This is a genomic window from Pantoea sp. E2023-21 (assembly GCF_051302795.1).
Lineage (GTDB): Bacteria > Pseudomonadota > Gammaproteobacteria > Enterobacterales > Enterobacteriaceae > Pantoea > Pantoea ludwigii_A.
Genome location: NZ_CP195345.1, coordinates 671136 through 689997 on the forward strand (window position 1 = coordinate 671136; position 18862 = coordinate 689997).

General features: G+C 55.6%; 15 protein-coding genes. 6 read left to right on the forward strand and 9 right to left on the reverse strand.

Annotated elements, in window-relative coordinates:
* Positions 1 to 70: 70 nt before the first annotated feature.
* Positions 71 to 1093, reverse strand: a complete 1023-nt coding sequence (locus tag ACRQ84_RS22055; RefSeq protein ID WP_483818121.1) for an LLM class flavin-dependent oxidoreductase — start codon at positions 1091 to 1093, stop codon at positions 71 to 73.
* A gap of 204 nt (positions 1094 to 1297) precedes the next feature.
* Between ACRQ84_RS22055 and ACRQ84_RS22060 the strand changes: the two genes are divergently transcribed.
* Both ACRQ84_RS22060 and ACRQ84_RS22065 read left to right on the forward strand, forming a co-directional pair.
* Positions 1298 to 2365 (forward strand): fatty acid desaturase, encoded by a 1068-nt coding sequence (locus ACRQ84_RS22060; protein WP_483818122.1) that lies wholly within the window; start codon positions 1298 to 1300, stop codon positions 2363 to 2365.
* Complete coding sequence (locus ACRQ84_RS22065) at positions 2262 to 3047, forward strand: phosphate/phosphite/phosphonate ABC transporter substrate-binding protein (RefSeq protein ID WP_483818123.1); 786 nt, start codon at positions 2262 to 2264, stop codon at positions 3045 to 3047. The genes ACRQ84_RS22060 and ACRQ84_RS22065 overlap by 104 nt, the downstream gene beginning before the upstream one ends.
* 84 nt (positions 3048 to 3131) lie before the next feature.
* On the opposite strand, the gene ACRQ84_RS22070 is transcribed toward ACRQ84_RS22065, so the two are convergent.
* The 8 genes from ACRQ84_RS22070 to ACRQ84_RS22105 all read right to left on the reverse strand — a co-directional run bounded on the left by ACRQ84_RS22070 (position 3132) and on the right by ACRQ84_RS22105 (position 12958).
* Positions 3132 to 4472, reverse strand: a complete 1341-nt coding sequence (locus tag ACRQ84_RS22070; RefSeq protein WP_483818124.1) for an LLM class flavin-dependent oxidoreductase — start codon at positions 4470 to 4472, stop codon at positions 3132 to 3134.
* A gap of 10 nt (positions 4473 to 4482) precedes the next feature.
* Positions 4483 to 6090 carry a dipeptide ABC transporter ATP-binding protein gene (locus tag ACRQ84_RS22075; RefSeq protein WP_483818125.1) on the reverse strand — a complete coding sequence of 536 codons (1608 nt, stop codon included), beginning with the start codon at positions 6088 to 6090 and terminating at the stop codon, positions 4483 to 4485.
* Positions 6087 to 6920, reverse strand: coding sequence for an ABC transporter permease (locus ACRQ84_RS22080; RefSeq protein ID WP_483818126.1), 834 nt, complete (start codon positions 6918 to 6920; stop codon positions 6087 to 6089). Before ACRQ84_RS22080 ends, ACRQ84_RS22075 begins: the two co-directional genes overlap by 4 nt.
* Entirely contained in the window at positions 6917 to 7909 is a 993-nt protein-coding gene (locus tag ACRQ84_RS22085) for an ABC transporter permease (protein ID WP_483818127.1), read from the reverse strand. Before ACRQ84_RS22085 ends, ACRQ84_RS22080 begins: the two co-directional genes overlap by 4 nt.
* A gap of 13 nt (positions 7910 to 7922) precedes the next feature.
* Positions 7923 to 9536: an ABC transporter substrate-binding protein gene (locus ACRQ84_RS22090; RefSeq protein ID WP_483818128.1), complete on the reverse strand. Its 1614-nt coding sequence runs from the start codon at positions 9534 to 9536 to the stop codon at positions 7923 to 7925.
* Between the two features lie 36 nt (positions 9537 to 9572).
* Positions 9573 to 10097, reverse strand: coding sequence for a GNAT family N-acetyltransferase (locus tag ACRQ84_RS22095; RefSeq protein ID WP_064741407.1), 525 nt, complete (start codon positions 10095 to 10097; stop codon positions 9573 to 9575).
* Positions 10098 to 10301: 204 nt separating this feature from the next.
* Entirely contained in the window at positions 10302 to 11915 is a 1614-nt protein-coding gene (locus tag ACRQ84_RS22100) for an ABC transporter substrate-binding protein (RefSeq protein WP_483818129.1), read from the reverse strand.
* Between the two features lie 179 nt (positions 11916 to 12094).
* Positions 12095 to 12958 carry a hypothetical protein gene (locus ACRQ84_RS22105; RefSeq protein ID WP_483818130.1) on the reverse strand — a complete coding sequence of 288 codons (864 nt, stop codon included), beginning with the start codon at positions 12956 to 12958 and terminating at the stop codon, positions 12095 to 12097.
* A gap of 481 nt (positions 12959 to 13439) precedes the next feature.
* On the opposite strand from ACRQ84_RS22105, the gene ACRQ84_RS22110 reads away from it, so the two are divergent.
* The 4 genes from ACRQ84_RS22110 to ACRQ84_RS22125 all read left to right on the forward strand — a co-directional run bounded on the left by ACRQ84_RS22110 (position 13440) and on the right by ACRQ84_RS22125 (position 18834).
* Positions 13440 to 14237, forward strand: a complete 798-nt coding sequence (locus ACRQ84_RS22110; RefSeq protein WP_483818131.1) for a fimbrial protein — start codon at positions 13440 to 13442, stop codon at positions 14235 to 14237.
* 101 nt (positions 14238 to 14338) lie between these two features.
* Entirely contained in the window at positions 14339 to 14842 is a 504-nt protein-coding gene (locus tag ACRQ84_RS22115; protein WP_064741403.1) for a CS1 type fimbrial major subunit, read from the forward strand.
* A gap of 77 nt (positions 14843 to 14919) precedes the next feature.
* On the forward strand, positions 14920 to 17658 hold the full coding sequence (locus ACRQ84_RS22120) for a TcfC E-set like domain-containing protein (RefSeq protein WP_483818132.1): 2739 nt from the start codon (positions 14920 to 14922) through the stop codon (positions 17656 to 17658).
* Positions 17659 to 17667: 9 nt separating this feature from the next.
* Positions 17668 to 18834: a CblD like pilus biogenesis initiator family protein gene (locus ACRQ84_RS22125; protein WP_483818133.1), complete on the forward strand. Its 1167-nt coding sequence runs from the start codon at positions 17668 to 17670 to the stop codon at positions 18832 to 18834.
* Positions 18835 to 18862: the final 28 nt, after the last annotated feature.

The following is an 18862-nucleotide window of genomic DNA, read 5'->3' on the forward strand; positions in this document are numbered from 1 at the left end:
AACGGCGCGATAAATCGCGCCGCTACAATTGGCAGAAACATCAGGCGCGCATGGCTGCGCCCTTTGAAACTCAACGCCAGCCCAGCTCCGGTGCCACGTGGGTCAGAATGCTTTCAATCACATGCGCACAATAATCCACGCCTAATTGGTTTGGAATGGTCAGCAGCAGCGTATCGGCTTCAGCAATCCCTTCATCTTGCGCCAGCTGTTTGATCAGCTGATCCGGCTCGGCTGCGTAGCTGCGACCAAAAATAGCGCGGGTTTTCTCATCGAGGAAACCAACGGAATCCTGATCCTGTCCACTGCGACCAAAGTAGGCGCGGTCGGTGTCATTGGTCAGCGCAAAGATGCTGCGGCTCACCGAAACACGCGGCGTACGCTGATGGCCCGCCGCTTCCCATGCCTGACGATAAGCACGAATCTGTTTTGCCTGCTGCACGTGGAATGGTTCGCCGGTTTCATCATCTTTCAGGGTGGAGCTTTGCAGGTTCATGCCCTGCTGCGCTGCCCAGATGGATGTCGCGTTAGAACCAGAACCCCACCAGATGCGCTCACGCAAACCCGCCGAGAACGGCTCAAGACGCAGCAAGCCCGGCGGGTTAGGGAACATCGGCTGTGGATTCGGCTTGGCAAAACCTTCACCGCGTAGCACTTCCAGCAGTTCCTCAGTATGGCGACGGCCCATATCGGCATCGCTCTCACCGTTCTTTGGATCAAAGCCAAAATAGCGATAGCCTTCAATAACCTGCTCCGGCGAGCCGCGGCTAAGACCCAGTTGCAAACGACCATGAGAAATTAAATCCGCCGCACCGGCATCTTCCGCCATATACAGCGGGTTTTCGTAACGCATATCGATCACGCCAGTACCAATTTCGATCTTTTTGGTACGCGCACCCACCGCCGCCAGCAGCGGGAATGGCGAACTCAACTGACGTGCAAAATGGTGCACGCGGAAGTAAGCGCCATCGGCACCTAACTCTTCGGCAGCGACCGCTAAATCAATCGATTGCAGCAGGACGTCCTGCGCCGAACGGGTGGCGGATTGCGATGATGGGGTCCAGTGACCAAAGGATAAGAAGCCAATATTTTTCATGCTGAAATTCTCCTCGTGAGCCGCGCAGGCCCAAACGTTTTCAATACCGCAAGGTTACGCCACAGACGAGGTGACTGATAGCCAATAGATTTCGCGCGCTTCATCAACTTTTTTGCATAAGTAAGAAAAAGAGATTCTTTGTGTTCATCACGGGGATCACGCATCGTCGGAGGCCTAATCACTGTTTACAGGTTCGGCTTCTCCATGAGTAAAGGGACATCCGCCTATCTCAGTACACAACAGCGCGACCAGGTGCATCAATTGGCGCGTAGCTGGCTGTGGCGCAGCGAGTTGCCGACGTGGCTGTTAATGGCGGCGGTCTATGGCGGCTGGTTCGCCAGCATTGTCTACTGGCAAACGCTGGGAGTAACGTTGAGCACGTTACTGCTGATCCTTTTTACGACATGGTATATGTCGTTGCAGCACGAATTGATTCACGGTCACCCGACGCGCTTCCCCCGACTCAACCAGCTGTTCGGCACGCTGCCGTTGGCGGTGTGGTATCCGTATGGTTTGTATCGCGATTCGCATCTGGCGCACCATCGCAATCACACCTTGACCGATCCCGATGACGATCCCGAAACGTACTATATTTCTCCCGAGCGCTGGGCGCAGCTGAAGCGGTGGCAGCAGCAGATCATTCATCTGCGCAATACCTTTCCTGGCCGCTTAGTGCTGGGACCGCTGCTGGATATGGCCGCCACACTCAAAATCCTGGTGAAGGCTTTTACCCAACGCGATAAACCGGCCATGGCGATGTGGATCACCCATCTCACGTTATTAAGCGGGCTGTTTTACTGGATGACACAGCAAGGCTTTTCGCCGCCAGGGTTCGTCCTGACGGTGAGTTATCCGGCGCTGATGCTGACCAAAGTGCGATCCTTCTACGAGCATCGCGCCGAAGAAGAACCGCTGGCACGCTCGGTGAATAACGAAGCCGCCTTGCCGTGGCGCTTGCTGTTCCTCAATCTCAACTATCATTCTGTACATCACGATCTGCCCGGTTTGCCGTGGTACGGATTACGCAAAGTCTATTTGCTGTATCGCGATGGCTACTACCAACGTAATCACGGTTTTCGCGTCGCCGGTTATGGCGAGTGGATAACCCGCTTCTGGCGCAAATCGGTCGAGGTTAATGCCCATCCGGGTAGGCAAAAGGATGCACAGGATGCCCATCATTTCGTTACCGATGTACGACATCAATCATCAGGCTACGATCGGCCTGACCTCAGCGCTAACGACGCTGCTGCAACAACGCGGCGTGCAAGCTGAGGTCACCTGGCCGCAGGATTTACTGCCGCACTGGCGCGATGACCAGCTGCTGCTGAGCCAAACCTGCGGGTATCCGCTGGTGGAACAGCTGGCCGATGTGCAACTGGTCGGCACCTTTCATTCAAGCGCCCAGGGCTGCGACGGCCAACGCTATCGCAGCTGGTTAGTGGCGCGCAGCGAAGATGAAAACCTGACGCTGAGCGATTTTCGCGGACGGCGTGCGGTGTGCAACAGCAACGATTCCCACTCCGGTTTCAACTCGCTGCGCTACGTGATTGCGCCGCTGGCGCAGGCGGAAAAATTCTTCAGCGAAACCCGTTTTAGCGGCAGCCATCGTCAGTCACTGGCGGTGCTGCGGGAGGGCGATGCCGATATCGCGGCGATCGATTGCATCACCTGGGCACTGCTACGCCGCAATTACCCGCACGAGCTGGCGGGGCTAGAGATCATCGGCGAAACGCCGTTGTGCGCCGCGCTGCCGCTGATCACATCGGCCAAAACTGATGCGGCAACCGTCGAGAAACTGCGCAGTGCGCTGAAAGAATTGACCAGCGATCGGCGTTATCAGGATCTGCTTGATGAGAGTTTGATTAGCGGATTCAGCGTCACCGATCGCGCGTTTTATAACGAAGTACGGGAGTGGAAGGATCGCGCCGCGGCGCTGGGCGTAACGGCGTTGTAATCATCAAGGATGCGCAATAAATTGCGCCGCTACAAAATAATGCACCTATCCGTAGCGGCGCCATTCATCGCGCTCTTTTGACCTTTACGCAACCTGCTGACTATTGCGCTGTACCGCGAACTGGTTTTCTGGCTCGGCCAACCCCAGGTTCTCGCGCAGCGTCTCGCCTTCATACGCTTTGCGATAAATACCCCGCGCCTGCAACAGCGGGATCACCTGCGCCACAAAATCGTCAAACGCCGTTGGTGTGCCGCCACGCACGATAAAACCGTCTGTCGCGCCCTGTATGAACCAGTTTGCCAACCCTTCCGCAACCTGCTCCGCCGTACCAAGGAAACTCGGTCGCGGCGTCGCTTCTTCCAGCGCCGCCTGGCGCAGCGTTAAACCGCGTTCGCGCGCGTTGTGTTTAATCTTGTTGGTGGTACTGCGGAAGCTGTTAGCACCCAACTCGCCAATATCTGGGAAGGGTGCATCCAGCGCGTATTGACTGAAATCGTGATGCTCGAAATAGCGGCCAAGATACTCCAGCGCTTTATCGATGGTCACCAGCTCGGCGGTTTGTTGATAACGGCGTTCAGCGTCATCTTCCGTTTCCCCGATAATCACGCTGATGCCCTGGAACACACGAATATCATCGGCATCGCGACCGCGCGCCACCAGCCTGCTGCGTACGTCTTCGCGGAATTCGCGCGCCTGCTCCAGCGTTTCCTGACGTGTATAGATGGCATCGGCGGCTTCGGCGGCAAAGGCTTTGCCCGCTTCCGAGGCGCCCGCCTGGAACACAATCGGGCGACCCTGCGGTGAGCGACCCACGTTAAGCGGTCCCTGCACCGAGAAGTAGTGTCCCTGGTGGTTGAGCGTGTGCAGCTTGTCGGCGGCGAAGAATTCTCCGCTCTGTTTGTCACGCACAAAGGCATCACCTTCCCACGAATCCCACAGCCCTTTCACCACCTGCAAATATTCGCTAGCCACGCGGTAGCGCTCGTCGTGTTCCGGATGCGTGCTGCGTGAAAAGTTTTTCGCCGAACCTTCCAGCGGCGATGTCACCACGTTCCAACCGACGCGACCGCCGCTCAGATGATCGAGACTGGCGAACTGGCGCGCCACGGTAAACGGCTCGCTGTAGGAGGTTGAAAGCGTCGCAACCAGACCGATTTTTTGCGTGACCAGCGACAGCGCCGACAGCAAGGTGATCGGCTCAAAACGGTTGAGGAAGTGCGGAATCGACTGCGGCGTGATGTACAAACCATCGGCGACAAACAGGAAATCGATCTTCGCCTGCTCGGCTTTGCGCGCCAGATCCAGCACGTAATCGATATTAATGCTGGCATCTGCGACTGCATCGGGATGACGCCATGCCGACATGTTGCCGGAAACGCCCTGAATAATCGCGCCCAGCCGTAGCTGGCGTTGTGTCTGACTCATGCTGCTCTCCTTAATAGGCATTCGCGGGCTGCCAGTCAGGAATGACCGGCAGCGCCTGTAACAGTTTTTGCGTCCACGGATGCTGCGGCGCGGCGAACACCTGCTGCAACGCCCCGCTCTCTACCACTTGCCCGTTCTGCATCACCAGCACGCGGTCCGCCAGATGTTGGATCACGCCAAGATCGTGAGAGATAAACAGCAGCGCGGTGGCGTGTTCGGCCTGCATATCAGCCAGCAGATCCAGCACTTGCGCCTGCACGGATACATCGAGCGCGCTGACCGGCTCATCCGCCACCAGCAGCGCCGGATTCGGTGCGAAGGCGCGCGCAATCGCCACGCGCTGACGCTGGCCGCCGGAAAGCTGTTGCGGATAACGCTGCAGGAAGCGGTCGCCGAGCTGCACTTCATCGAGCAACTGGCGCACGCGCTGACGGCGCGCATCACCGTAAATCCCTGCGCTATCGAGGCTTTCGCCAATGATTTTTTCCACCGTGTAACGTGGATCGAAGGAGCTGAACGGGTCCTGCGCGATCAGCTGCAGGCGCGCACGCCGGGCGCGACGTGCTTTCTCGGGCAGGCGATCCCAGCGCTCACCTTCCAGCAGCAGGGTGCCGCTGTCCGGTTCGGTTAAGCCCATCACCACTTTCACCAGCGAGGTTTTACCGGAGCCGGATTCGCCGACCACGCCAAGCGTCTCCCCGGCGTGCAGCGTGAAGTTAATGTCCTTGAGCACCGGACGACCGCCGTAAGCTTTATGCAGGCCGATACCCTCCAGCAGCGGTATGCTGCTGCGTGTCGGCCGCGACGGCAGCGGCGTCGGCTCTGCCGCGCTGAGCCGCAAACCGCGCGTGGCGGGCGTCGGCACCGCACGCAGCAGGCGCTGCGTCCAGGCGTGCTGTGGACGATTGAGCAACGCGCCGCTGTTACCCTGCTCTACTACTTCGCCATCGCGCATCACCAGCACGCGATCCGCCAGCTCCGCTACCACCGCCAAATCGTGGCTGATCAGCAGCAGGCCGTGACCGTCGCGGCGGCGCTGCGCCAGCAGTTGCAGAATCTGCCGCTGCACCGTCATATCCAGCGCGGTGGTCGGTTCATCGGCGATCAATAACGTTGGCGTACCGGCCAGCGCGGTCGCAATTAAGGCACGCTGGCGCTGGCCGCCCGAGAGCTGATGCGGATAGCGTTGGAGCCGACTTTCGGCATCGTGAATACCCGCCGATTTCAGCAGTTCGAGGCTTTTGTCCTGCAGATTGTCGCGATGACCAGCGGCGCGTAAAGCATCACTCAGCTGCTGGCCGATGCGGCGCAGTGGATCGAGCGAAACCAGTGCGTCCTGCAACACATAGCCAATGCGGCGACCGCGCAGCGCGCGCCAGTCGCTGCGGCTGGCATTGCGCATATCACGACCGTCAATGGTGAAGCGGTCAGCGGTTAATATCGCGCCTTCCGGCAGCAGGCCAAGCAGACTGCGCGCGGTCAGGGTTTTGCCGGAGCCGGATTCACCGACCAGCGCCACCGATTCACCCGCCGAGACCTGCAGGTTGAGGTTTTTCACCACCTGCTGCGGCCCGAAACGGATCGAGAGATTCTGGATATCAATAAACGGCTGGCTCATGCGGATCGTCCTTCAAAACGTGCCTGCCAGTAACGGCCCAGCGTATTCACTGCAATCACTGTCAGCGTGATGAACACCCCCGGCCATACGGCGATCCACCACGCGTTGCGCAGGTAGTTGCGTCCTTCCGCCAGCATCAGACCCCATTCGGCGGTCGGCGGCTGTGGCCCCATGCCAAGGAAACTCAGTCCGGCGGTGCCGATAATCGCCGTGCCAAGCCCGAGCGTGGCCAGCGCCGGCACCTGCGCAATGGCGTGCGGCAGAATATGGCGTGTAATCAGCGTGACGCGTGACAAGCCAAAAGTGCGCGCCTGCTCGACGAAGCCGGAGGTCATCACGCTGTAGGTTTGTGCCCGCACCACGCGGGCAAAACGTGGAATGGAAGCAACGCCGAGCGCAATGATCAGGTTGTTGGTGCCGGGCCCGGTAAACGCGATCAGCATCAGCGCCAGCAGCAGATCGGGAAAGGCGGAAATCACATCTACTGCGCGGCTCAGCAGCTCATCAACCACGCCCCGCGCCAGCGCCGCTGCCAATCCCAGCAACGTGCCAAACACCACCGCCAACGCCATCGCCGCCACGCTGATCAGCAGCGAATAGCGGCTACCGTAGATGACGCGCGTCAGCAAATCGCGGCCCAGCTGATCGGTGCCAAGCCAATGCTGCGCTGACGGCGGCAGCTGAGCGTTAACCGGATCGGCCAGTAAGGGATCGCTGTGCGCCAGCCACTGTGGCGCGATGACTGCGACAGCCAACACCATGAGAAACAGTATCGCCGCCCACACCGCCGCGGGCAGCGCAACAGGCAGGCGTTGCAGTGCAGCTATCATGATTTGCTCTCCCCACGCAGACGCGGATCAATCCACAGCGACAGGATGTCAACCAGGGTGCTCATCACCACGTAGATCAGCGCCGAGAGAATCGCCACCGCCAGCACCACCGGCAGATCCTGCGCCAGCACCGCATCGACGGTGAGTTTGCCGAGGCCCGGACGACCAAATACCTGCTCGGTAATCACCGCGCCGCTCAGCAATCCGCCCACCAGCCAGCCGGTCAAGGTCACCGCCGGCAGCGCCGCATGACGTAGCGCGTGACGCAGCCGAATGGTGGTTTCCCCCACGCCCCACGCGCGCAGCGTAAGAGTAAAGGGGGCATCCAGCGCGCGCTCCAGCTCGCGGCGCAGCAGTTGGGCGATCACCGCCCCCTGCGCCAGACCGAGCGCCAGCGCGGGCAGCACCAGCGATGACAGCGAACGATCGCCCGCTACCGGGAACCAGCGCAGCGTGAAGCTGAAAATAAACAGCAGCACGATGCCCATCCAGAAAGACGGCGTGGACGCCAGCAACAGTTCAATCCCGTTAGCCACGCGGCGACCAATGCGACGATGCGCCGTGCCGACGGCAATCACCACCGCAAACAGGATGCTAACCAGCAGCGCCGCCAGCGTCAGTTTGAGGGTTGGCCACAACTGCGTTGCCAGGAGGTGGCTGACTTCGGTGTTCAGCATGTAAGAACGACCAAAATCGCCGTGTAGCACACGCCACATGTAGTGCAGATATTGCCACCACAGCGGTTCGTTCAGGCCCCATTCAGCGCGGATTGCCGCCTCAATCGCCGGGGTGCGCAGCTGCTCACCGATTAGCAGGCTGACAATATCGCCCGGCGCCAGATGCACGCCGAGAAAGGCCAGCGACACCGCCGCCCACAGCACCAATACGCCACCCAGCAGACGGCTGACGATGCGGCGCGTCAGGTCACTGCGCCACACCGATGGCCGACGCGCGCGTGGCGTACGGGTGACAATGCTTTCCAGACACATCTTCGCCTCCTGATTAGTGGTCGCTGAGCCAGATGTCGTACGCGTTCTCCGGCATCTGTTTAAAACTGCGGAAACCGGCACCGTGCACGTAGCTGGCGGTGGCGATCTGGTCTTCAGGTTCATATAACGGAATCGCCAGCGCCTGTTGCGGCAGCGCATATTGCTGCAGCTGGCTGTAGAATTTACGCCGCTGATTGATATCCAGCGTCGCTGCGGCTTGATCGAGCCAGCCGTTGATTTGCGGGCTGTTGACGCGGCTGTAGTTAATCGGCCCGCCAGCTTTCACCGGACGATAGTGGTTTTCGATATCAATGCCGTCGGTTTCGGTGTTGGAGTTGGCAATCGAGCCGAAGTGGCCGGTGTTGCGTACGTCGGTGTAGGTGCCGGAATCGACATAGCGCAGTTTAATCTCTACGCCGAGACGCTGACGCGCCTGCGCCTGAATCGCCTGCAACAGCACATCGCGCTGGTCGCGCACCGTGGCCTGCGCCTGAATCACTTCAATGCTTAAACGCTGGCCCTGTTTGCTGCGGAAGCCATCGCTGTCGCGTGTTTGCCAACCGGCTTCGTCCAATAGCTTATTCGCGGCGTCAGGATCGTTGCCGTACTGGCCTTCGAGATCGTTGTTGTAGAGCGGATCGACCGGCGAGGTGATGCCCCACGCGCGGGTGCGTTCACCGCGATACACCGACTTGAGCAGCGGACCGATATCCAGCCCCTGCAACAGCGCCTGACGCACTTTCACATCCTGCGTGGGGCCATATTCCACGTTGAGGAATAACGAATACGGCGTGCCGGTATTCAGCGCATGCTGATAAGTAAAATCGGGATTGTTTTTGAACTCACCGGCGTCATTGCCGGAGATGCCTTCAATCGCGTCCAGCTGACCGGACAGCAGCGCGCCGGTGCGCACCGAGGATTCGGGCAAGAAACGATAGGTAACACGTTCCAGATAGGCTGGACCCTGATGTTTAGCCGTGGCGGGCGCCCAGTTGTAGTGCGGATTACGTACGAAAGTCACCTGCTGGCCTTTTTCGTAGCTCTCGATAATAAACGGCCCGGTACCGGCAATCTCTTTACCACCCGCTTTGAGCTGCGGTGAGTTCCAGCTGGCCGGCGCCAGAATTTGCAATTTGGCGGCAAAAGACAGGAACGGTGAATAGCCTTGTTTCAACGTGATGGTGACGGTGTAATCGTCTGGCGTCTCCACGCTGGCAATGCGGGCACCCAACGCGCAGATGCTGCTACCGGCGCAATACGTTACATCCTGCACATGGCGGAAATTCTCGGCCACCGCGTTGGCATCCAATTTTTCGCCGTTGGAGAAGGTGACATCGCGGCGCAGGGTAAAGCGATACGCTTTGCCGTCCGGGCTGACGTGAAAGCTCTCCGCCAGCCACGGCACGAAGCTGCCGTCGGTACGCCGCGCCAGCAGCGATTCCCACACGTTGCGCAGCATCACTTCCGCTTTGGATTGGCCATTCAACTGCGGGTTAAACGGCACGGGCTCGGTTTCTACGCCGAAAGTTAAACTGCCGCCGCTGCGCGGTTGCTCCGCAGCGAATAACGCTGTGCTTCCCAGCAGGCAGATCACACCCAGCACGAGAGTAATTGCATTCGCTTTCATAAGATCCTTGATGGTTGCAGGTGCTTTTTTAGTTGTTCAGGCGATTTTGGCGATGGGTTGATCGGCTGGCGGGTTGAATTCCTTTTTCAGAAAGACCAGCGCTTCGCCTAATGGGTTGGTGCGGTGATGGAACGGTTGATAACCACGGCGCAGATAAAGCTCGCTCAGCCACGGATGCTTGATGGCGGTGGCCAAATAGACGCCCGGCGCTTTCAGCGTCTCTTTCAGCAGGGTTTCTTCGGCATAGTTGATGATGTCGCGGCCGTAGCCCTGCCCTTTGTAATCGGGATCGACGGCGAACCAGTGAATGAACGGCAGCGATGACGGCGCGTGTTCATCCTGCTGCCACGGAAAACGTACCGTGACGGTGGCCACCGCGCGTTTCCATTTGCGCAGCACCAGCACGGTTTCCTGCTCGATTACGCGGCGAACCTGCTCAACGTTGCCCTGCGAAATGGTGAAATGCACATCCAACGCCACCAGCGCGGCATAGGCGCGTTGCAGCAGTGCAAAAACCTCTTCGGCGTCTTCGGGTTTAGCGACTTCTATCAGCTGGCTCATATTTACCGTTCCTTTAATCAATCTTGCGGAAAGTATTAAAATCCGGCGGATTAAAGTAAACCGAGAATAACGGCAATCGATTTGTTGAATATGGGAAATACGGAGTGTTGTAGGGTGCGCATTAATGCGCACCGCAAAATAGGTCGCCATGAATGGCGACCCTACGGTGATAATGTGATTGTTGAATAGTCGGTAATCGCGAAATCAGTGTTTACTCACCCACACATCGTAAACGCTCTCTGGCATCTGCTTGTAGCTGCGGAAACCGTAACCGTGCACGTAGCTGGCGGTGGCTAACTGATCTTCGGGTTCGTACAGCGGCACTGCCAGCGCCAGCTGCGGTAATGCCACCTGCTGCAGTTGACTGTAGAAATCGCGGCGCTGCTTCAGATCCAGCGTGCTGGCCGCTTTGTCGAGCAATCCATTGATCTTCTCATCGTTGACGCGGCTGTAGTTAATCGCGCCACCTTGTGTGATCGGACGATAATGGTTTTCGATATCCACGCCATCGGTTGGTGTATTGGAGTTAGCGATGGTGCCGAACTTGCCGCTTTTACGCACATCCGCATAAGTACCGGAATCGACGTAGTTAAGCTTGAGATCCACGCCAAGACGCTGACGCGCTTGTGCCTGAATCGCCTGTAACAATACATCGCGCTGATCACGCACCGTTGCCTGTGCCTGAATGAGCTCAATACGCAGACGCTGGCCATCTTTGGTACGGAAACCCTCGCCGTCACGGCTTTTCCAGCCGGCGTCATCCAGCAGCTTATTGGCGGCATCCGGATTGTTGCCGTATTTGCCTTCCAGCTCTTTGTTGTAGAGCGGATCAATTGGCGAAGTGATGCCCCACGCGCGGGTGCGTTCGCCGCGATACACTGATTTCAGCAGCGGATCGATATCCAGACCTTGCAGTAACGCCTGACGCACGTTGACATCCTGCGTCGGGCCATATTCCACGTTAAGGAACAGCGAATACGGCGTACCGGTATTCAGCGCATGCTGATAGGTGAAGTCGGAATTGTCTTTGAATTCACCAGCATCGTTGCCCGAAATGCCTTCAATCGCATCCACCTGACCGGACAGCAGCGCGCCGGTGCGTACCGACGATTCTGGCAGGAAGCGATAGGTCACGCGATCGAGATACGCCGGTCCCTGATGCCTGGCGGTTGCTGGCGCCCAGTGGTATTTCGGGTTTTTAACGTAGGTCACCTGCTGGCCTTTCTCATAGCTTTCGAGAATAAACGGCCCGGTGCCCGCCAGGTCTTTGCCACCCGATTTCAGCTGCGGTGATTTCCAGCTGGCCGGTGCCAGAATCTGCAAGCCCGCCGCGAAGGACAGGAACGGCGAGTAAATCTCTTTCAAGGTGATCACCACGGTGTGATCGTCTGGCGTTTCAATCTTCTCGATGTGCGAACCCATCAGGCACAAACTGGTGCCGGCGCAATATTGCGCGACCTGAGTTTGACGGAAGTTATCAGCAACCGCATTGGCATCAAACTTCTCGCCGTTGGAGAAGGTGACGTCACGGCGCAGATTGAAGCGGATCACTTTGCCATCCTGGCTGGCTTCATAACTCTGCGCCAGCCACGGCACAAAGCTGCCATCCGGACGACGCGCCAGCAGCGATTCCCAGAAATTACGCAGCGTGATTTCTGCTTTGTCCTGACCGTTAAGTTGCGGATTAAAGGTGGTCGGTTCGTTTTCGACGCCGACCGTCAGACTGCCGCCGCTCACCGGCTGATCGGCGGCCACCACGCTGAACGCGTTTCCCAGTAGGCTGAAGCCTACTGCCAGAGCGATTGAAGTTAATTTCATAGTGTCCTTGGTGAATGCGAGTCTATTTTCTGAATGGCCTTAATAGCGCCCAATGATATTCCCGCTAAATTATTAAAATTCGGACAAATAAAAGTAAAACGACAATAGTGGCAATGGATTTGTAGAATATGGCAATTAATAATTAACAGCGTTGTTTAATCGCGGTAACGGCTAGCGTATCAACCTGCCACAAGCGGAGGAACACCGGTTAAACCGCGCAGTCCATACTCGACCATTGCCATATAAACGGCAAAATAATCCAACGCCATTTGCATGAAGGACGGATGTAAAATAATGGTGTTGTTCACGGTATCAATCGTCAGCAAGCCAGCCGCTTCAGCAGCCTGCAGACAACGTTTTATATGCGAACGGGACACCCCGCATTTGAGCGATGCTTTCAAAAAGTTGTATTCGATCACGCTGCTCTTTTGCTTGATGGTTTCGATGTAAAGATCCATCAGAAGCATATGCCCGGCGTCCCTGAAAATGAATGCTTTACTCTCCGGTACCATATCGAATAAGTGGACGTGATTAAGGGTAATTTCTGCGTATTTTTTGAAATATTCGGTTTTGAACGTTTTCATTTTTAAGCAAGCTGAGACATCAAAATCTTCATACATCATGCCGTAAGGGATCATCATGGTATTAATTAGAGCCCGTGTTTCATCCAATGCTTTGCGGGTAACCTTATACGTTAACTTACGTTTATCCTGCGCATCTTTTTCCACTTCCATACGTCCGCCTACGCGAATAAACAGCAGAAATGAGTCAATGGTGTTATTGCTGATGAGTCCCGTTTTCTTACAGAAGTCCTTTACCTGACACAGTGTTGGCTTATCGGTGGTGAAAAAATACGCCATGATAGCTGAGCCGATAATAAAACGATTGGCTTTAAAAATGACTTTAAAATAGAGCGGCTTAGTCAGATAGAGTCTGAACAACAGGTTGTAATGCTTTTGCATCACTAACGCTATATTTTTATGCGACTTAATCTCTTCTGCTCGCTGAAAAATCAACTGCGTGAGTTGTTGTTTGCTTTTCATATTGCTGTTTTGTGTGCCCGGTTGCTAAATGAAAAAAATATTCGCCATGCTTCTGATGTGTTATTCACGGCCTGATGAGTAACGGTGCAGGATGCTATATGGCAACATGAGTAACAGTGGAAATTTTCTAATATCTGCAAGGGTCTTTTTTGCCCTTCTCAGCATAATCCTATCATCAACAACTTATTTTGTATAAGGCTGAATTTATTTTAACCGGATTAAATAAATACTAACTCACGGAATTAACTTATTTTTTTATAGCTATTTCATTGCGTTAGCTTGCTTTGCATTGGAAAACAATCTCTTTGATCAAAACCTCAAAAAAATTAACCACAAAAATGGACAGTGACTCAACAAAGTCCGTATGAGAACTTTCTTAACGCACGGCTATTCCGGTGATTAAGGCATCCTGGCTTACAGATAAACCGATCAGGAGAGGGAATATTCGCCAGGTTTTTAATGGATTTTATAAGGATTTATCATGGACGATTCACTGCATTTCACCCGACGTCGCGGCTTTTCTTTTGGCGCATTATCAAAAACCCATCTTGCGAAAAAACTCGCTTACCCTCTGATAGCAATGGGTTTTCTCTCATCCGCATCGGCTTGGGCAAATATGAGCGTCTATCCTATGGAAGTTACCCTGAATAACCAGGGTGCGGCACAGGTCCAGACATTATCGCAGAGCGGTGAGGCGCAGTTTATTAAAGTCAGCATCAAGCGAATAGAGCGTCCTGCGACACCGTTTGAAAAAGAAATATTGGTTAACGATAGCGTTTCACAGTCGCTTATCGCCACCCCGGATAAGTTCGCACTGGCTTCAGGTTCACAACGCATCATTCGCCTGATTGCACTACAACCGCCGGAAAAAGAGACCGCCTGGCGTGTTTATTTTGAGGCTGTGGCTGCGCCGGATGAACTGAAAGATAAATCACCTCAGAATAATAACATCAGCAACCAAGTCGGCATCAATTTAGTTTGGGGCGTGCTGGTCCATATTCCGCCGCGCACGGCCTCGTTAGCTCTCAGCTCGACAACGTCGGGGGAAGTAAAAAACACAGGTACGGTACGCGTTGTGATTCGTGAAGTTGCGGTCTGCTCCAGACAACATATCAGCAGCAGCTGTCAGTGGAAAAAAGAACACGCGACGGTCTATCCGGATGAAACACTGCGCTTCAAAGCATGGCGTTCTGCAGAATTAAATGCAGCTCAGGAAATCAGAATAAAACATGTTGATCTTAACACGCGAAATATCAGCGAATACGTTATCGGACATTAGTCAGCATGTTCTAAGGGAATAACAACCTGTTGTTATAAAGCAGTTCACTACCAATAAGACGGTCATTCAAGGCCAGTACAAGGATTTTCACGGAGCTAAAAATGCAAAAATTAATTAAACCACTCGTCATCGCTGCTGCGTTAACGGCTGCATTTAATGCACAGGCTGTGCAGAAAGATATTACAGTGAATGCTAACGTCGATGCGACGGTCGATATGACGCAGGCAGACGGCACCGCATTACCGGGCACCATTAATATGCAATATATTCCGGGCCGTGGTTTGTCTACCTATTCACTGGACACCAAAATCTGGTCGAACTCGCAAACCGCAAATATCAACGTTGCGCTGGTGAGTGCTGCCCAGTTGAACGATACCGTCACCGGTACGGCGGTACCGTTGACGGTCACACTGGGCGCGGATTTAAAACGAATCACCACCACCGCGACAGCATTGACTTACGCCTCTCTGTTCCCGGCGGGAACCACCAATGGTTCGTCAGTACTGCCATTGAAAATCTCCCAGACTACGCCAGGCGTGCTGGCGACCGGCACCTATTCCGGTGTAGTCAGCTTATTAATTACTCAGGCCACCACGCAGAGTTAATTTGTCGGCATTGACTGAACAATTATTTCGGGGGGCCTTTCGCCCCCTTTGTTATTCTTTTTCAGCAGGACGCTGTAATGAAGGTTAATATCCGCGTTGTTTTAATAGCCTCTTTCATTACCCTGATCCCTTCCCTTTCAACCCGTGCTGCCACACAGGTTCCGCCTGGTTTTGAATCGCTGGTCACTGGCCAGACGCTGTGGGTCAACCTTTCTGTATACGGGCAATCGCTCGGCCTTTTTGAAGCGTCGGTTTCACTTGATACCGTCACATTGCTAAAACCGCATGAGGTTGCGCTGGCGGTGATGAAGCATTATCAAAAAGAACCGCAACAGGAAAAACGCCTGGACCAACTGATGCGTGAACCTTTGGCACGCAACGGCAACCGGGCATGCAGCAGCAACGGCGGCGCGGCGGGATGCGACTATCTTGAGACGGATTCTCTTGCACTGATCTATGACGAAAACAATGCCCGGGCGTCACTGTTTCTTGGTCCCGAATTTGTACCGCTTGCCGCAAAGCCTCACTCGCCCTATTACCAACAGACCGCAGAAACGGAAGCGGCATTTATTCATCAGCAGAATATCAATTTCGTCACTAATCGCGGTGATCAGACGTTATCGCTGCAGGGTGCGGGCGCGCTCGGATTCACTGAGAACAGTTATGCCGGCATTGACTGGGACTATCTCGCGCAGAAATACCGTCAGCAAAATCATCAGGAAGTGCGTTTCAATAACGTCTTCCTGCGCCGCGATCTGGGCAAACGCTATTACGTTCAGGCCGGACGCATGGATTCACGGGATATTTTCAGTAACGCCGGCGGCAACATTACCTTAAGCCAGCTGCCGCTCAGCACCATCGAAGGCGCGCGCGTGGGTTCGACTCTCGCCTGGGTGAACCGTGCGCAGGCGGCACAGGGCACGCCGGTAACGGTATTTATTACGCGTCCATCGCGTGTTGATGCCTATCGCGGTCAGCAACTGCTTGGCACGTTTTACCTGAATGCGGGCACGCAAAATCTCGATACCACCGCTTTTCCCAACGGCAGTTACGGCGTGACGCTACGCATCTATGAAGATAACCAGTTGTCACGCACCGAGCAGGTTCCTTTTAGCCGTACAGGCAATGCGACCAGCCAGAATATTGAATGGTTTGTACAAGGTGGCACCATCCCCGACCGCGAGGTTCAGGGCAACGGCACAGCGTCGGAAAAGGGTGCCGACCGCCGCGTGATGCAGGCGGGGGTTAAAGTCCCTGTGACGGAAGATGCCGCGCTAACCGGCGGTGTTGCCCTGACCAACCGCAACCGCTTTATCGAAAGCGCGCTCGACTGGAATCATGGATTCGACAACCTGCTGCTCGACGGCATTCTCACCACCCGCTTCAGCTACCTGAAAGGCAGTGAAGGCTCGCGCGGTAATATCCAGCAAGTCTCCTATAACGACGGATTCTCTCTGAGTTTTTACCGCAGCGCCCTGTATGCGCGGGATTGCTATAGCAACAACGGCGGGCAATACGGTTTCAGCGGTTGCTATCAGAGCAGCAGCCTGATGTTTAGCGTGCCGGTGAACAGCTGGTATCTGAATGCCGGTTATAGCGCCAGCAAGAATGAAGGTCGCAATGTGATCCCGGTCCAGCTGGATGATAACGCGGTCGTGCCGGTATGGGCGCGCCGTAACACCTACAGCAAAACGCAGACCACGACATGGCAGGCTGGCCTTGGCCGCGGCTTCAGCGTCAACGGCATCAATATTAATACCAGCGCCACTCTCTTTACACGCTCCACCAGCAGCGGGATCACGCGCGATAACGGCGGCTTCCTCTCCCTTTCGCTTTCGCGCGTTAGCACGCCGGCCACCCAATCACCTTCAAACTACAGTTCGGTTGGCATGACCTACCAGACCGATCGCAACAACAAAGATCAGGTTGGCTATAACGTGGCGCAAAACTGGTATTTCGATGCGCAGAACCAGCAGGAAATCGGCGTGAACCTCAACGGCAATCAGGAAAATACCCTGAATGCCTCCGTTTACGGCAAAACCGGCGGCGAATATGGCAGCGGCAGTCTGGCATTCAGCTCGGCATCTTCCCGTTCATCCGGTCAGCGTTTAAGCAGCAGCGGGAGTTATAACTCCTCATTGGCGGTGGCGCGTTCCGGCCTGTACTGGGGAAAATGGGGCAACGGCCTGCCCAGCGCGGCTGTTGGTCTGCACGTTGCGAGCAGCGATGAGAGTCGCGATAGCCGGGTGGACGTCTCCGTCGATGGCGCAGGCAGCGCCAGCTTGCACGGTACCGGCCGCACGCTGTTCAGCCTGCCGGCTTATACCCAGAGCACCCTTAGCATCAATGATTCCATTGAATCGACTGATGGGATACGCAGTGAAATCACCCAAGGGGCCGGACGACGCACGCTGTTTATCGCCCCGGGACGCATGCTGGTCAGTGAGGTGAATATTGTCTCACGCTATACCTGGCTCGGCAGGCTGATGATCAATCAACATATTCCGCTGGAAGGTGCCACGCCGCTGAATGTCGCCAACTGGTCCGGTTTAGGTCAGGGCGGATTCAGCGCAGAAACCGATCACCGCATCAAAAATTTGTACATGGTGCGCGGCATGCAGATGTACCGCTGTGAAATGAAGGTGAAAAGCACTCACGACGTGGTGCGTTACGTCGGCGACAGCGACTGTAAACCCATTGAACTGGCCTCCATGCCTCAGGACGTGCAGCAGCGGGCAAAATTGCTGACGGCCACTCGCCGCTCGGATGAGGTGCCACTGGCACGCACCGCGCTTTCTTTGCAGGAACAACAATAGGGACTTTGGATGAAGAGTAGATTTCTCACCGCGCTGGCACTGTTATGGCTGATGGTGGGCACGCAGGCGCAGGCCGCCATGCTTACGCCTTCAGGGCGCAATACCAGCATTGCCGTCACCTTTGACCGCATGTCTGTACCGGCGCAATTGCCGATCTGGACCAATGAAAGTGGGGGTTACGATACTAACGACGCGCCGAAATGGGGGCGAAATACACTGGTTTGCCAGTCGCGCACCAACAATCAGTATGGCGCCTGCCTGACCTTTCCGGTGTGGCTGGAAGCGTCACCATCGCCGTATCCCGTGCCGGTGTTGTTTACCGAAAGCAGCACCAAACAGACGCGCGTATTGAACGTCTATCTCACCAAACGTCGTTCACTGAACAACGCGGTGGTGGCCACCAATTTGGTGCCATTGAATGCCTTTGGCGGCGCCGTCACACCGGCTGGCGATGGTACCGATTATTCGGCATATCTGCCCTCTTCAGAGCTGAGTAAATTTCCGTCGGCGGGCACCTGGAGCGCCACACTGAAAATGTCGCTGATGCAGTGGCCAGTCACTGGCTGCACCGGCAATTCCCAGAATGTCGATGTGGGATGCACTAACGTCACCAAGATGGGTGACTGGATCGCCACGATGACATTTACGGTGACGGACTACGGCAATCAGCAGATCTATTTGCCAGAGTTTGGCAATGCGGCCGCCAACGTTGACCTCGGTTTGAAAACCTTCCCCGGCGCGCGCGCCAGCACCACCGTTAGCGGCAGTCGCTCGCTGGATATGTGCCTGTATGATGGCAATAATTCTGACAGTAACCGGGTGAGCCTGATCTTTCAGGATGAAGGTGCAGCCGCGCCCGCCAGAGCCACGGGATTGTTTTCACTATATCTCAATGGCGCGGACAAAAATCTGGCGCAAAATCGTCTCGATTATGCGATTGAAGTGATCAATCCGCTGACCAAAGCGCGTCAGGTGGTTGAGAACGGTAATGAAATCATCTGGAGTGGCACCAATAGAGGGATATTGCGCCGAGTGGTGTTACCGGGACAGAGCAATTCGGTATTGTGCGTTCCGGCACCCATACAACTCATCACGCCGGCCTTCACCTTATCGTCAAAAACAGCGGGTCGTTATCAGGGGACGTTGAGAATTATCTATACCCCGACTACGCAATGACGTGGTCAGTAAGGACATTTCACGGGGT

Coding starts and splice junctions, on each gene's coding strand:
- ACRQ84_RS22055 (WP_483818121.1), bottom strand. CDS start 1,093: ATGAAAAATATTGGCTTCTTATCCTTTGGTCACTGGACCCCATCATCG.
- ACRQ84_RS22060 (WP_483818122.1), top strand. CDS start 1,298: ATGAGTAAAGGGACATCCGCCTATCTCAGTACACAACAGCGCGACCAG.
- ACRQ84_RS22065 (WP_483818123.1), top strand. CDS start 2,262: ATGCCCATCATTTCGTTACCGATGTACGACATCAATCATCAGGCTACG.
- ACRQ84_RS22070 (WP_483818124.1), bottom strand. CDS start 4,472: ATGAGTCAGACACAACGCCAGCTACGGCTGGGCGCGATTATTCAGGGC.
- ACRQ84_RS22075 (WP_483818125.1), bottom strand. CDS start 6,090: ATGAGCCAGCCGTTTATTGATATCCAGAATCTCTCGATCCGTTTCGGG.
- ACRQ84_RS22080 (WP_483818126.1), bottom strand. CDS start 6,920: ATGATAGCTGCACTGCAACGCCTGCCTGTTGCGCTGCCCGCGGCGGTG.
- ACRQ84_RS22085 (WP_483818127.1), bottom strand. CDS start 7,909: ATGTGTCTGGAAAGCATTGTCACCCGTACGCCACGCGCGCGTCGGCCA.
- ACRQ84_RS22090 (WP_483818128.1), bottom strand. CDS start 9,536: ATGAAAGCGAATGCAATTACTCTCGTGCTGGGTGTGATCTGCCTGCTG.
- ACRQ84_RS22095 (WP_064741407.1), bottom strand. CDS start 10,097: ATGAGCCAGCTGATAGAAGTCGCTAAACCCGAAGACGCCGAAGAGGTT.
- ACRQ84_RS22100 (WP_483818129.1), bottom strand. CDS start 11,915: ATGAAATTAACTTCAATCGCTCTGGCAGTAGGCTTCAGCCTACTGGGA.
- ACRQ84_RS22105 (WP_483818130.1), bottom strand. CDS start 12,958: ATGAAAAGCAAACAACAACTCACGCAGTTGATTTTTCAGCGAGCAGAA.
- ACRQ84_RS22110 (WP_483818131.1), top strand. CDS start 13,440: ATGGACGATTCACTGCATTTCACCCGACGTCGCGGCTTTTCTTTTGGC.
- ACRQ84_RS22115 (WP_064741403.1), top strand. CDS start 14,339: ATGCAAAAATTAATTAAACCACTCGTCATCGCTGCTGCGTTAACGGCT.
- ACRQ84_RS22120 (WP_483818132.1), top strand. CDS start 14,920: ATGAAGGTTAATATCCGCGTTGTTTTAATAGCCTCTTTCATTACCCTG.
- ACRQ84_RS22125 (WP_483818133.1), top strand. CDS start 17,668: ATGAAGAGTAGATTTCTCACCGCGCTGGCACTGTTATGGCTGATGGTG.